Source organism: Streptomyces sp. 3MP-14 (genome assembly GCF_006334905.2).
Taxonomy (GTDB): domain Bacteria; phylum Actinomycetota; class Actinomycetes; order Streptomycetales; family Streptomycetaceae; genus Streptomyces; species Streptomyces triticirhizae.
In genome coordinates this window covers 280,470-293,627 of sequence record NZ_VDLZ02000006.1, presented here as the reverse complement: position 1 = coordinate 293,627, position 13,158 = coordinate 280,470, and the positions used below count along the sequence as shown (strand labels likewise).

Sequence of the window (13,158 nt, the reverse complement as noted above, 5' to 3'; positions counted from 1 at the left end):
AGCACGTGCGAAGGCGCCCGAATCTCACGAGGAATTGTCAGGAATCGGGACGAAAACCGGACTGTCCGTCGGGAAGCCGTTCGGGAGGATCTCCATCCTGTGGGCACCCGACAGAGTCGCCACCAGGAACGCCACGATCCCGCCGTCGAAGAGAGGCCACTTCCTGTTGCGGGCCGCGTTTCCCGTGAGGGTCCAGGAATCCGGATCGTTCGGGGGACGAGTGACCCAGTACAGGGTGTCGCCGTTGTCCGTCTTGGCGACCGGTAGCAGGTCCTCGGTGGGGAAGGGAATGTCCTCGTTCGCCCTCAGCTGGTCGAGGATCTCCGCTGCCCGGTCCGCTGAGGAGACCAGACGGATCGGAGGAAAAGGTGACGTTGGCTGAAGAACATGGAGAAAGTTGTCGAAGGACCCCGGCCCGTACCGTTCCACCAGCCACTTGTAGTCGCTCGGCAACGGGCTCCCCAACTCCTCCTCCAGGGCCGGCCAGTCGACTCGCACGCTGACGCCCTCCGGTGGCGGCACCAGACGCAGAAGCTCTTCTCTGTCGCTCACAGCCGCCCCGTCTCCCCGAATCCGAACATGCCGGCAGGATTCTCCAGATAGCGGTCGAGACGGAATCCACCATCCCCAACAGCGTGGAAACTCAGCCCCGAGGGAGCGATGTCGCCCGGTCCCGGGTAGTGGGCACGTACCTCGTAGCGGACGGTCTGCCCGGCGTCGACCGCGTCATAGACCAGGGCCTCGATCTCGTCGCGCATGATCGGGGTGTTGGTGGGGTCCTGGGTCAGTGTCACCAGGTTCTCCTCCAGATCGCCGTTTCCACCGAGTCGGTCGGCCAGGAGATGGCCGCGCCCCTCGTTGTACAGGGTGCCATGTCCGCTCCAGCCCGACGGGTGGATGGCGGCGTTGGCCGGGGAGCCCGTGTCCAACATGCTGCGGGTGAGTACCGCGTCGACGCCCGTCGCACGCCCGTAGTCGTCGAGGGGGAGATAGTGGACATTGCCGCCGTGTTCGAGAACACCGTGGCAGGGACCGAGGCCAAGGGGGTCGATCCAGACCCAGGGGTTGGAGACGTACGCGACCGGATTGGGAGCCGGGCCGAGACCGAGGAGGTCGCGGGATATGTAGCGGGCGGTCTCGGGGTCGTAGTAGCGGTGGTGGTTATGGTGCAGCCCGGTTTCCTGGTCGTGGTACTGCCCGGGGAACCGTAGCGGGGTGTGGGCGGTGCTGTCCCTGTTCCAGGAAGTGACGCCCCACAGGGTGGCTCGCGCCCGCCAGGCCACGTCGCCGGTCTCGTCGACCAGTTCGGTGGGGGAGCCGATGAGGTCGGTGGCGATGGCGAAGAAACGGCTGTCGATCTCCTCCTGGGTGGCCGCGTCGACCAGTCGCTCGGTCTGTGCCACCGGCCGCAGGCCCTGATGGTCCCAGGTGATGACGACGTTCGGCGTGTTGGGCGCAGAGGCGTGCTGCTCCGTGAGGGTGGTTCCGTCCCAGGTGAAGTGCGTCCGCTCCACGACGGTTTCACCGTCCGCGGCCAGGCGAAGCTTGGCCGTCCGGCGACCGAGCGGATCGTAGGTGTAACGCCAGAGGGTGCCGTCAGGGGTCGTAACGGAGGTCAGGTGGTCCTCGGCGTCCCAGGTGTAGCGCCAGATATCCGGCTTGCGGGAGAGGCGGGTCCTGCGTCGTAGAATCACGCGACCCGCGGCGTCGTACTCGTAATGGACTGCTCCGGCCCGGGTCAGCCTCGTGCCGGTGTACTGGCGCTCGCCCTGAACGGTGTCTTCCGCGCCGCCGCCCGGCCAACTGGCCGCCGTCTGGTTGCCGGCCTCGTCGTAGGCATAGGTCTCTCGCCAGCCCTGAGCACTGACCTCGACGACACGACCGACAGAGTCGAGTTCGAGGTCCAGGTGACCGCGCCCCTGGTCGTCGATGCCGATCGGCACGCCGTCCGAGCGGTAGGTGTAGGAACGTTCCGCCATCAGCCCCTGCGGGCCGTGGACGGCCTGCCGCGCCAGGCGTCCTGTGGTCGGCTCCCAGCTCTGGGTGAGATCGACCGAGTTACCGAACCGCCGGGACAGCTCGTGTCCGGCTGCATCGTGGCTGAAGGTCAGGGTGTGCCCGGAGATCGTGAGGGTCGCGGGACGCCCAGCAGGGTCGTAGTCATGCAGCGTGACGGAGCCGCCGGGAGTGACCCGCTCGGTGCGCCGGCCAGCGGCGTCGTACCTACAGGAAAGCGTGCGGCCATCGACAGCCTCGGCTACGACTCTGCCGACCTCGTCCCGAGACCAACGGATCTCCGATTCAGGTGTGGCGGCACGCACCATCATGCCGGCGGCGTCGTACTCGTAGGTGGTACGTACGCCGGCAACGTCCTTGGTCAGGACGCGCCCCACCTCGTCGTGAACGTAGTCGATCTCCTCGCCCAGAGGCGTGGTCCGGCCGACAAGCCGGCCGGCCGTGTCACGCCGATAGGTGACCCGACGGTCGTCGAAGTCGCTCTCCGCGACGAGGCGTCCGTCAAGGTCGTAGACGTAGTCCCAGGCCAGGCCCTGAGGGTTGGTCACCCTCGTCAGCAGCAGGGTGGCTGGATCGTGAGCGAACTCGTACCGTGCCCCATCCGGTTCGACGCGCGTCCGGAGCAGGTCGAACCGACCGTACTCGTATCGGGTCACGCCACCGTTGGCGTCCACATGGCCCAGGCAGTTGCCCTCACCGTCGTAACTCCACGTCTCCTCGGCGCCGTTCGGTCGTTGAAGACGAGAGATCCGGCCCTCGACGGTCCACCACATTCTGGTCACCGCACCGAGCGGGTCAACCACCTCGCTCACCCTGCCGAAGGCGTCGTACCGGCGCACGACACGACCGCCCAGCGGATCGGTGATGCGCACGGGGAGCCCGGCAGGATTGTGTTCGATGGTGGTTCGCCGACCGTGCACGTCCTCGACGGCGACGAGTCTTCCCGCGTGGTCGTACTCGTAACGAGTGGCAACACCGGCGGCGTCGATCATGGCCGTCCGGTTACCCCGGTCGTCGTACTCCCGTCGCCACAGGCTGCCGTCGTGCCGACGGATCTCGGTGGGTTGGCCGAAGGAGTTGTAGCCGTAGCGAGTACTCCGCCCGTCCGGGTAGTGAACCGCCACGGGAAGCCCACGAGCGTCGTTCTCGAAGCGCGTCACATTCCCCAACGGATCGGTGTGACGGATCAGATGGTGATCGGCGTCGTACTCGGTGCGTGTCACGCCTCCACGTGGGCTGATCTCCGCCACGATCTGGAAGTGCTCGTTGACCACGTGGCGGGTGCGCGCACCGCGTCCGTCGGTGAGGGTGGTGATCGTGTGGCCGGGCCACTCCTCCAGCGTCTCGTCGTAGTCGAAGGCCAGCGCGAAGTCGCCGACATCACCCCCCTCCGCCACGCAGCGCCCCCGCTCGTCGTACCGGTAGTCGTAGCGCAGGTCGTTGGTGTCGGTCCAGGAAGTGACCCGGTACCACTCGTCGTAGGTGAACCGGAGTGGGAGACCACTGGAGTTGACGACCTCGGCCAGGTTGCCCGCGTCGTCGTAGCCGTAGCGTCTGATCGTGACATCGGTGCCCACCTCGCCGGCGCCGACCAGGCGTAGTTCGGTGATGCGCCCGGCATCGGTGACGATCCCGAGGTGGTAGCCGCCCGAGTGCCGGATGGCGGTGGGCGTTCCGTCGGGTGCGCGGTCGAATTCGATGCTGTTCCCATGACGGTCCGTGATTCTGACGAGCGGGGCGACGCCCCGGCCATTGGGAACGGCGAAGTGGCGGATGACACCGCCGGTCGTCTGGGTCAGGCGGTATCCGCCTCCCTCACTCGTGACCAGCTCCCATCTCGGGCCACGCAGCGGACGTGTGGGCTCGCCCGGTTCCCCGGGGTGAGGATAGGCAAGGATCATGCCGTCCTCGGACAGGTAGACCACGCCCTGATCGTCTACCTCCAGGCGTTCGTCGCAGGTGGACGACCAGGAGGGCCCGAACCAGCGGCCCGCCCGGTAGCCGGACTCCACCCGCCGGGTGAACCGCAGGGGAAGTACCCCCGGGAGCGCGACGTCGGTCTGCGGCAGGAACATCTTCCCCGTCGCCAGGTCCACCGGGTCCGTTCCACCGCTACGGATCAGGCAGCGCAGCCGCGCGTACGCGGACTGGAACCCGTCGACGAGCATGTCCCGGCCACGGACCGCCGCATTGCGCACATTGCGGGCTGTTCCGCGCAGACCTGCCCGTGCCACTCCCCGCAGACCCCGCGCCAGACCCCCGAGAGTCGTGAGGCCCTTCATCCCCGGAATGCAGTCCAATGCCGCGAACGCGACATCGAGCAGGCCGGCTTCGCCTCGCGCGTACTTGATCAGCGTGTCGGCCAGGACCACGATCGCGGCGGCCAGCACCACCCAGGCGAGGGGCCCTCCGATGATCATCACCACGATGCCGAGCACGGCGACGACCAGCTTGCACGCGTCGACGAGCGTGTCCCAGTTGTCCGTCACCCAGTCGATGGCCTTCTCCCACCACCGCCGGTTCTGGATGCCGGCGTCGGACGCCTCCTCGATGCCCTGGGCGCAGACCCGGGCGGCCTCCTCCCTCATCTCCTGGGCGTCCAGGGCGAGTTGACGGGCGGCGGAAAGGCGTTCCTCGGCGTCGTTGACGCGGCCCTGGGCGGCGGTGGCTGCCGCCTCGGCGGCCTGCCGGTCCCGTGCCGCCGCCCGAACGTCGTTCTCGTCCGGTGGTTCGACGTCCTCCCGCTCGCCTTCCCGCTGGAGTCGCTCGGCCTCGTCGCCGGCGCGTCCGAGCCAGTCGGTGGCGTCACCGAGGGCGGACTGGGCCGACGCGAGGTCGGCCTGCGCGGAGATCGCACGGTCCAACGCGCGATCGGCCATCCCCTGTGCGGTCTGAAGCTTGGGCCAGTAGGAGTTGAGCGCCTGGGCGCACAGGGAGTAACTGTCCTCCAGCTTTGTCAGGTTGTCCGGCACGCCGTCGAACTCCCGGCGAAACGCGTCCGCCGAAAGCCCCGCCCAGTCCAGCACCGCGCGCTCGGAGGCGAGGCCACGGATCTTCCCCAGTGCCTCGCCGACATCATCGGCGAACTCCTTTAATTCCTCGCTGAGTTCACGAACCTCGTCCGGATCACCCGGTGTCGGGTCCCGGTCCATGTCCACCGGAGACCAGTCAGATGGGCGACTCACGCCTCCACCCCCACACATGTTCGACCGCTGGCGAAGTTACCTCACGCGCATGGGAATGCTCAACGAGTGACTGGGCGCGTGAGCGGCAGAGAGGGGTTGGGACGCGATGCGATGCCGCCGAGGAGGCCGTCGCGCCGTCGCGTGGGCCACCGGGGCCGGGTGGGCTGGCAGCAGCATGTCGATGCCCGTCCGCAGAACGGTCCGCCGCACAGAAAAGACCCCCCAGCCAGCGCATCGTCGCTGGTCGGGGGGTCTTCCTGCACTGTGGCGGCGCCAGGATTCGAACCTGGGAAGGCTGAGCCGGCAGATTTACAGTCTGCTCCCTTTGGCCGCTCGGGCACACCGCCTTGCTGCGGGTAAACCATACCCGATCGGCAGGGGTGGTTCGCCACTCGGTTCGGCCGGGTCGAACGGGGGCGCTGGTGGCTAGGCTGTCGGCGACCGTGCCCGATCCCGGATGTGTGAGGAGCCAACACCACCATGGCCGACTCCAGTTTCGACATTGTCTCCAAGGTCGATCGGCAGGAGGTCGACAACGCCCTCAACCAGGCCGCCAAGGAGATCTCGCAGCGCTACGACTTCCGTGGCGTCGGGGCCTCGATCGCCTGGTCGGGGGAGCTGATCGAGATTCGGGCCAACGCCGAGGAGCGGACGAAGGCCGTCCTGGACATCTTCCAGTCCAAGCTCGTCAAGCGCGGCATCTCGCTCAAGGCGCTGGACGCCGGCGAGCCCACGGCCTCGGGGAAGGAGTACCGCCTGGTGTCCAGCATCAAGGAGGGCATCTCCACCGAGGACGCGAAGAAGGTCGCCAAGCTGATCAGGGACGAGGGCCCCAAGGGCGTGAAGGCCCAGGTGCAGGGGGACGAGCTGCGGGTCAGCTCGAAGAGCAGGGACGCCCTCCAGGAGGTCCAGCGCCTGGTCAAGGAGGCGGACTTCGACTTCGCGGTGCAGTTCGTCAACTACCGGTGAACCGACGACCAGAGGGACGGCGACCGGGGGGACGGCGACCGGCCGGTCCGGCGCACGCCGCCGCCGGTGGGGGGAGGCGGCGATGAGCGTGATCCGACCGCTCCGCGCCGCGTTCGAGCTGGCGTGGCGGCAGCGTCCCGAGGAGCCCGCGCCGGGGACCGGCGCCACCGCGCCGGCGTCGGACGCCGTCGTGGACTGCGCGGTCTACCGCGACGGGGTGCGCCGCCCCGGCCCGCAGGACCCGGCCGCCGCGATCGGGCAGGCGCGGCGGCGCGGCGGCCGTGGCACGTTCGTCTGGATCGGCCTCTTCGAGCCCTCGGAGGCCGAACTCGCGGGCGTGGCCGAGCAGTTCGGACTGCACCCGCTGGCCGTCGAGGACGCGGTCCACGCCCACCAGCGGCCGAAGCTCGAACGCTATGACGAGACCCTCTTCATGGTGCTCAAGACGGTGCGCTACGTCAGCCACGGCGAACTCACCTCGACCAGCGAGGTGGTGGAGACGGGCGAGATCATGGTCTTCGTCGGCTCCGACTTCGTGATCACCGTGCGCCACGGCGCGCACGGCGGGCTGGGCGCGCTGCGGCACAGCCTGGAGCAGAGCCCGAGGCAGCTGGCCAAGGGCCCGTCGGCGGTGCTGCACGCGATCGCCGACCAGGTGGTCGACCACTATCTGGACGTGGCGGCGGATGTCAGGGACGACATCGACGAGATCGAGTCGGCGGTGTTCGCCGACACCCGGGGCGACGCCTCGCAGGTTGGCCGGATCTACCAGCTCAAGCGCGAGGTGCTGGAGCTGAAGCGCGCGGTGACGCCGCTGGACCGGCCGCTCCAGCAGCTGTCGGAGACCTCGATCGGCGTGGTGCACCCGGAGATCCGCAGCTACTTCCGCGACGTGGCCGACCATCTGACCCGGGTCGCCGACCAGGTCGGCGGCTACGACGCGCTGATCGACTCGATCCTCCAGGCCAATCTGGCGCAGGTGCAGGCCACCCAGAACGAGGACATGCGCAAGATCACCGCCTGGGCGGCGATCATCGCGGTGCCGACGATGGTCTGCGGGGTCTACGGCATGAACTTCGAGCACATGCCGGAGCTGCGCTGGAAGTTCGGCTATCCGCTGGTGCTGGCGGTGATCGCCACGGCGAGCTGGCTGATCCACCGGGGCTTTCGGCGGAACGGCTGGTTGTAGTGCGGTCCCGTTCGCCGGGGCGCGGCCCGTTCTTCGCTGTGGCGAACGGCGGAACGGGAGGGGCGGCGCGGGGCAGCGGCCGCGTCCGGCCCGGCGCGCGGGCGGGGGAACGGCGGGGTGGGCCGGGGCCGGCGGCGGGCCGGGCCGGCCGTGCGCGGTCGGGCGCGGGCCCGTGACCGGTGGCTCGGGGTGTGATGTCGCACACCTTCCGACCGTTCGAGGGCCGGGTGAGGGCCGGATGAGGACCGTTCCCTGACCGTTCCGGGCCGCAGGCCGGCGGCCCCCGCGCCCGACCGCACCGTCACCGCGGATGTCCGGACCAAAACCGGACGTGACCGTTACCGATCAACAGCAGCGTCGAGGGCTTCCATTACTTAGCCTTGCGAGCATGAACGATGCGATCCTCCAGGCGGTCGAAGACTTCGTCTCCACCCCGTGGGTGTATCTGGCGCTCTACGCCATCGCGACGCTGGACGGATTCTTCCCCGTGGTGCCGAGCGAGACGCTGGTCATCACCCTGGCGGTGTTCGCGGCAGCGAACGGCGAGCCGAATGTCGTTCTGATCATCGTGGTCGCCGCGCTCGGCGCGTTCACCGGGGATCACATCTCCTACTACATAGGGCGAAAGTCCGGCGCCCGGATCTACGCCAAGCTCAAGCCGGGTTCCCGAACGCGGAAGGCGTACGACGGGGTGGCCCGCATGTTGGAGAAGCGCGGCGGCCTGGTGCTGGTGGTCGCCCGCTACATTCCGGGCGGCCGGACGGCGGCGACGCTGACCACGGGGGCCACGGCCTATCCGCTGCGCTCGTTCTCCCTCTACGACACGATCGCCGCCATCTCCTGGGCGATCTACTCGACGGCGATCGGCTACATAGGCGGGCACGCCTTCGAGGAGCAGCCGCTGCGCGGGGTGATGGTGGGCCTTGGCCTGGCGCTGGGGATCACGCTGCTGCACGAGGGCTTCCGGTATCTGCGGGAGCGCTATGTGACGTCGAGGCGGGGCGACGGGGCGCGCGAGGAGGAGGCGGCCGCCGGGGAGCGCGCCGAGGAGGCCGCCCGGCGGCGCTGAACGGAAGGGAACGCGGACGACCACCACGCGCGGCGGCCCGGGGCGATGTCCCGGGCCGCCGCTGGTCTTGTCGTGGGTGGGGCGACGGGCTCAGGCGGGGACGATCTCCCGGCCCAGGGGCAGCAGCGAGACCGGCACCAGCTTGAAGTGCGCGATGCCGAACGGGATGCCGATCACCGTCACACAGAAGGCGATGCCGGCGGCGATATGGCCGAGGGCGAGCCAGATCCCGGCCACGATCACCCAGATCACGTTGGCGATGCCGGAGGCCAGCCCGGCGTCGTACCGATCGGTGACCCGGTAGCCGAACGGCCAGAGGGCGTACCGGGCGATGCGGAAGCAGGCCACACCGAACGGGATGGTGACGATCAGCGCGCAGCAGATCACCCCCGCCACGGCATAGCCCAAAGCCATCCAGAAACCGGAAAAGACGAGCCAGACAACGTTCAGAAGGGTTCGCACCCAGACAGCATGGCGTCAACGGCCGCCGCCCGCCATCCTTTCCAGCCGGGCAATGCGCTCGGCCATGGGCGGGTGGGTGGCGAACATCCGGGCCATGCCCTCGCCCCTGCGGAAGGGATTGGCGATCATCAGGTGACTGGCCGTCTCCAGTTGCGGCTCGGGGCGCAGCGGCAGCCGCTGGGTGCCGGCCTCCAGCTTGCGCAGCGCGCTGGCCAGGGCCAACGGGTCCCCGGTGAGCCGGGCGCCGGCCGCGTCCGCCTCGTACTCGCGGGACCTGCTGACCGCGAGCTGGATCAGCGAGGCGGCGATCGGGCCGAGCAGCAGGACCAGCAGCATCCCCATCAGCCCGGGCCCCTCGTCGTCATCGCGGCCGAACGGAAGGAACCAGGCGAAGTTCACCAGGAACATGATCACGGAGGCCATCGCTCCGGCCACCGAGGAGATCAGGATGTCGCGGTTGTAGACATGACTCAGCTCGTGTCCGATCACGCCGCGCAGCTCGCGCTCGTCGAGCAGCCGCAGGATGCCCTCGGTGCAGCAGACGGCGGCGTTGCGCGGGTTCCGGCCGGTGGCGAAGGCGTTGGGCGCCTCGGTCGGCGAGATGTAGAGCCGGGGCATCGGCTGGCGGGCCTGCCCGGCCAGCTCGCGGACCATCCGGTAGAGGCCGGGGGCCTCGAACTCCCCGACCGGCCGGGCCCGCATGGAGCGCAACGCGAGCTTGTCGCTGTTCCAGTAGGCGTAGCCGTTGGTGGCCAGCGCGACCACCAGGGCGATGAGCAGCCCGGTGCGGCCGAAGAGGCTGCCGATGACCAGGATCAGCGCGGACATGCCGCCCAGCAGTGCGGCCGTCCTGAGTCCGTTGTGCCGGCGGTGCACGGTGTGCCCTCCAGATCGCGCGTGGGGGTGCCCGGATCATCCCGGATGGTGAGGCTTCTCCACTCACAGTGGACACTCCCGAAGTGCACAACGCCACATGAAGGGGATGCGTTCCCGGATGACGCTCCGTCGCGTTCGCCCTACGCCACGCGGCCGGCGCCCTAGAGCCCGCCGCCGGTGAACGTGAGGATCAGCTGCGGGGCGCCGGAGAGCACGAGGGCGACGGAGGCGGCCAGCGCGATCGCGGTGGAGACCGCGAACGTCGGCCGCCCGGCCGGCGCGGCCGCGTCCCCGGCCCCGGACCCGGGCCCGTCCTGCGGCTCGGGCCCCGGCTGGAACAGCAGCGCCGTCCAGCGCAGGTAGTAGCCGAGCGCGACGGCCACGTTCAGCGCCATCACCACCGCCAGCACGCCAAGCCCCGCGTCCACTGCCGAACGGAAGACCGCGACCTTGGCGAAGAGCCCGATCACCCCGGGCGGCAGCCCGGCGAGGCAGAGCAGGAAGAACGCCAACGCCAGCGCGGCGAGCGGCCGTTCCGCGAACAGCCCACGGAAGTCCACGACCCGCCGCCCCGTACCCGGAGGCGCCGCGCGCCGGTCGTGGACGACGAGCGCGAGCACGGCGAACGCGCCCAGGTTGACCGCGCCGTACATCAGCGCATAGGCCAGCGCGGTGCCGACCGCGTCCCGCGCCGCGCCGCCGTCCTCGACGAAGCCGGCCGCCGCCAGCGGCACCAGCAGATAGCCGGCCTGCCCGACCGAGGACCAGGCCAGCACCCGCACCGCGCTGTGCGCGCCGTCGGCCGCGACGCGCAGCGCCGCGACGTTGCCGACCGTCATGGTCAGCCCGGCCAGCACCGCCAGCGGCGGGCCCCAGACGTTCCCTTGCCCGGGGAAGGCGCCGGTGGTCACCAGCGCCAGCCCGGCCAGCCCGGCGGTCTTGCCGACCACCGAGAGATAGCCGGCCACCGGCAGCGGCGCGCCCTGGTAGGTCTCCGGCACCCAGAAGTGGAACGGCACGGCGGCGACCTTGAAGACGAAGCCGACCAGGGTCAGCGCCACCCCCGCCTTGGCGAGGGTCGCCAACTGCGGATCGGCCTCGGGCAGTTCGGCGGCGATCTCGCTCAGGAAGAGGCTGCCGGCGCCGGCGTAGACGAAGCTGACGCCCAGCAGCCCGACGGCGGTCGCCGTGACCGAGGAGAGGAAGAACTTCAGCGCCGCCTCCGGCCCGGTGGCGCTCCCCCGGCGCAGCCCGACCAGCGCGTAGGCCGGCAGCGTGGTCACCTCCAGGGCGATGACCAGGGTGGCCAGGTCGCGGGCGGCCGGCAGCAGCGCGGCGCCCGAGGCCGAGGAGAGCAGCAGGAACCAGAACTCGCCACCCGGCAGCCCGTCCCGGTCCCCCTCCCCCGCGCCGCGCAGCTCGGGAACGGTCAGCAGCGCGGCGAGCAACGCCCCGCCCAGCACCAGCAGTTGCACCAGCAGCGCGAAGCGGTCCGCGCTGTAGGAGCACAGCCCGGGATCGTCGGCCAGGCAGAACGTGGTCCGGTCGTCGTTCCACAGCGGCGCCAGCGCGGCCAGGGCCAGCGCCAGGCCGCCGACCGTGACCCAGGCCAGCGGCGCCTTGCGGCCCGCCGGCAGGAAGAGGTCGGCGACCAGCACCACCACGGCGGCCACGGCGGTGACCAGCGGGGGCGCGAGCGCCGCCCAGTCCACGTTCTGGATCAGGTTCAACGGACCACTCCCGGCAGGAGGAGTTGCACGGCGGGATCGGTGAGGTGCAGCAGCACGGCCGGCCAGAGACCGGCCAGCACGGTCAGCGCGACCAGCGGCGCGAACGCCGCGTACTCATGCCCCCGCAGGTCGGGCAGCGCGGGCAGCGCGGGCGGGGCGGGGCGCGCCTCGGCGTCGCTGGCCGCCGCCGACGACCCCGCCGGCACCGGGTCCGCCGCCGGCGCCGGGCCCATGCAGATCCGGCGCACCACCAGCAGCAGATAGGCGGCGGTCAGCAGGGTGCCGAGGGCCGCCACCGCGAGATAGGCGAGGAACGCCGGCCGGCTCAGCCCGTCGGCCGGGTGGAACGCGCCCAGCATGGCGAGGAGTTCACCCCAGAACCCGGCCAGGCCCGGCAGCCCCAGCGAGGCGACGGCGGCGAACGCCAGCAGCCCGCCGAGCCGGGGCGTGCGCCCGTAGAGCCCGGCGCCCGCCGCGCCGGCCAGGGCGTCGATGTCGGTGCTGCCGGTGCGCTCCTTCACCGCGCCGACCAGGAAGAACAGCAGCCCGGTGATCAGCCCGTGCGCCACGCCGGCGAAGAGCGCCCCGTTGACCCCGCTGTGGGTCATGGTCGCGACGCCCAGCAGCACGAAGCCCATGTGGCCGACGGAGGAGTAGGCGATCAGCCGCTTGAGGTCGCCGCCGGCGCCGGCGCGCACCAGGGCCAGGCAGGCCAGCGAGCCGTAGATGATCCCGACCACGGCGAACGCGCCCAGGTAGGGCGCGAAGAACCGCATCCCCTCGGGCGCCACCGGCAGTGCGATCCGCACCAGCCCGTAGGTGCCCATCTTCAGCAGCACCCCGGCCAGCAGCACCGAGCCGACGGTCGGGGCCGCCGTGTGCGCGTCGGGCAGCCAGCTGTGCAGCGGCCACATCGGGGTCTTCACGGCCAGCCCGAAGCCGATGGCCAGCACGGCGAGGATCTGGGTGGTGCGGGTCAGCCCCGAGCCCTGCGCCTCGGCGAGCGCCACCATGTCGAACGTGCCGGCCCGCACGCCCACCAGCAGCAGCCCGAGCAGCATCAGCACCGAGCCCAGCACCGTGTAGAGGACGAACTTCCAGGCGGCGGCCGCCCGTTCGGCGCCGGACCCGTTGCCCCAGCGGGCGATCAGGAAGTACATCGGGACCAGCACGGTCTCGAAGGCCAGGAAGAACAGGATGAGGTCCAGCACCGCGAAGGTGGCCAGCATCCCGGTCTCCAGCAGCAACAGCAGCGCCACGAACGCGCGCGGCCCCGGCCGGCCCTCGCCCGTCGGCGGGCGGAAGTACGAGTAGAGCGCGGCGAGGAACGTCAGCAGCGCCGTCAGCACCAGCAGCGGCAGCGAGATCCCGTCCACGCCCAGGTGGAACCGCACGTCCCAGGCCGGCACCCACGCCACGTCGGTCTCGGCCTGCACCGCGCCCGGCCGGTCGTGGTCGAAGGCCAGCGCCAGCACCACCGTCGCCGCCAGCACCACGCCGGTGACGGTGACGCCGTGCCGCAGCACGTCCCGGTCCGGGCCGCCCGAGCCGCGCAGCCCGGGCGGCGCGGGCAGCAGCGCGGCGAGCGCGCCCACCAGCGGCAACGCCAACACCGCGACCAGCAGCGCCTGTCGCACCGAGTCGGAGAGCGTGATCATGGCC

At 70.5% G+C, this 13,158-nt stretch carries 9 protein-coding genes and 1 tRNA gene; 3 read left to right on the top strand and 7 right to left on the bottom strand.

Going from position 1 to position 13,158, the window contains the following annotated elements:
- Positions 1–24 precede the first annotated feature (24 nt).
- The 3 genes from FH609_RS12165 to FH609_RS12155 form a co-directional block, all read right to left on the bottom strand.
- Positions 25–552 carry an SMI1/KNR4 family protein gene (locus FH609_RS12165; protein ID WP_139667164.1) on the bottom strand — a complete coding sequence of 176 codons (528 nt, stop codon included), beginning with the start codon at positions 550–552 and terminating at the stop codon, positions 25–27.
- Positions 549–5,168: a DUF6531 domain-containing protein gene (locus FH609_RS12160; RefSeq protein WP_226961610.1), complete on the bottom strand. Its 4,620-nt coding sequence runs from the start codon at positions 5,166–5,168 to the stop codon at positions 549–551. The genes FH609_RS12165 and FH609_RS12160 overlap by 4 nt, the downstream gene beginning before the upstream one ends.
- Before the next feature lie 298 nt (positions 5,169–5,466).
- A tRNA-Tyr gene (locus tag FH609_RS12155) sits at positions 5,467–5,548 on the bottom strand.
- Positions 5,549–5,681: 133 nt separating this feature from the next.
- On the opposite strand from FH609_RS12155, the gene FH609_RS12150 reads away from it, so the two are divergent.
- From FH609_RS12150 to FH609_RS12140, 3 genes are all read left to right on the top strand, one after another.
- Entirely contained in the window at positions 5,682–6,170 is a 489-nt protein-coding gene (locus FH609_RS12150) for a YajQ family cyclic di-GMP-binding protein (protein ID WP_122399403.1), read from the top strand.
- Positions 6,171–6,252: 82 nt separating this feature from the next.
- Positions 6,253–7,359, top strand: a complete 1,107-nt coding sequence (locus tag FH609_RS12145; RefSeq protein WP_139667166.1) for a magnesium and cobalt transport protein CorA — start codon at positions 6,253–6,255, stop codon at positions 7,357–7,359.
- 388 nt (positions 7,360–7,747) lie between these two features.
- Positions 7,748–8,428: a DedA family protein gene (locus tag FH609_RS12140; RefSeq protein WP_139667167.1), complete on the top strand. Its 681-nt coding sequence runs from the start codon at positions 7,748–7,750 to the stop codon at positions 8,426–8,428.
- A 90-nt stretch (positions 8,429–8,518) separates the two neighbouring features.
- Here the strand turns inward: FH609_RS12140 and FH609_RS12135 are convergent, their stop codons facing one another.
- The 4 genes from FH609_RS12135 to FH609_RS12120 all read right to left on the bottom strand — a co-directional run bounded on the left by FH609_RS12135 (position 8,519) and on the right by FH609_RS12120 (position 13,154).
- Complete coding sequence (locus FH609_RS12135) at positions 8,519–8,890, bottom strand: YccF domain-containing protein (RefSeq protein ID WP_139667168.1); 372 nt, start codon at positions 8,888–8,890, stop codon at positions 8,519–8,521.
- Positions 8,891–8,905: 15 nt separating this feature from the next.
- Complete coding sequence (gene htpX, locus FH609_RS12130) at positions 8,906–9,766, bottom strand: zinc metalloprotease HtpX (protein ID WP_139667169.1); 861 nt, start codon at positions 9,764–9,766, stop codon at positions 8,906–8,908.
- Between the two features lie 161 nt (positions 9,767–9,927).
- A complete protein-coding gene (locus FH609_RS12125; protein WP_139667170.1) occupies positions 9,928–11,496 on the bottom strand; it encodes an NADH-quinone oxidoreductase subunit N in 1,569 nt (522 codons plus the stop codon).
- Complete coding sequence (locus FH609_RS12120; RefSeq protein WP_139667171.1) at positions 11,493–13,154, bottom strand: complex I subunit 4 family protein; 1,662 nt, start codon at positions 13,152–13,154, stop codon at positions 11,493–11,495. The genes FH609_RS12125 and FH609_RS12120 overlap by 4 nt, the downstream gene beginning before the upstream one ends.
- Between the last annotated feature and the right edge of the window lie 4 nt (positions 13,155–13,158).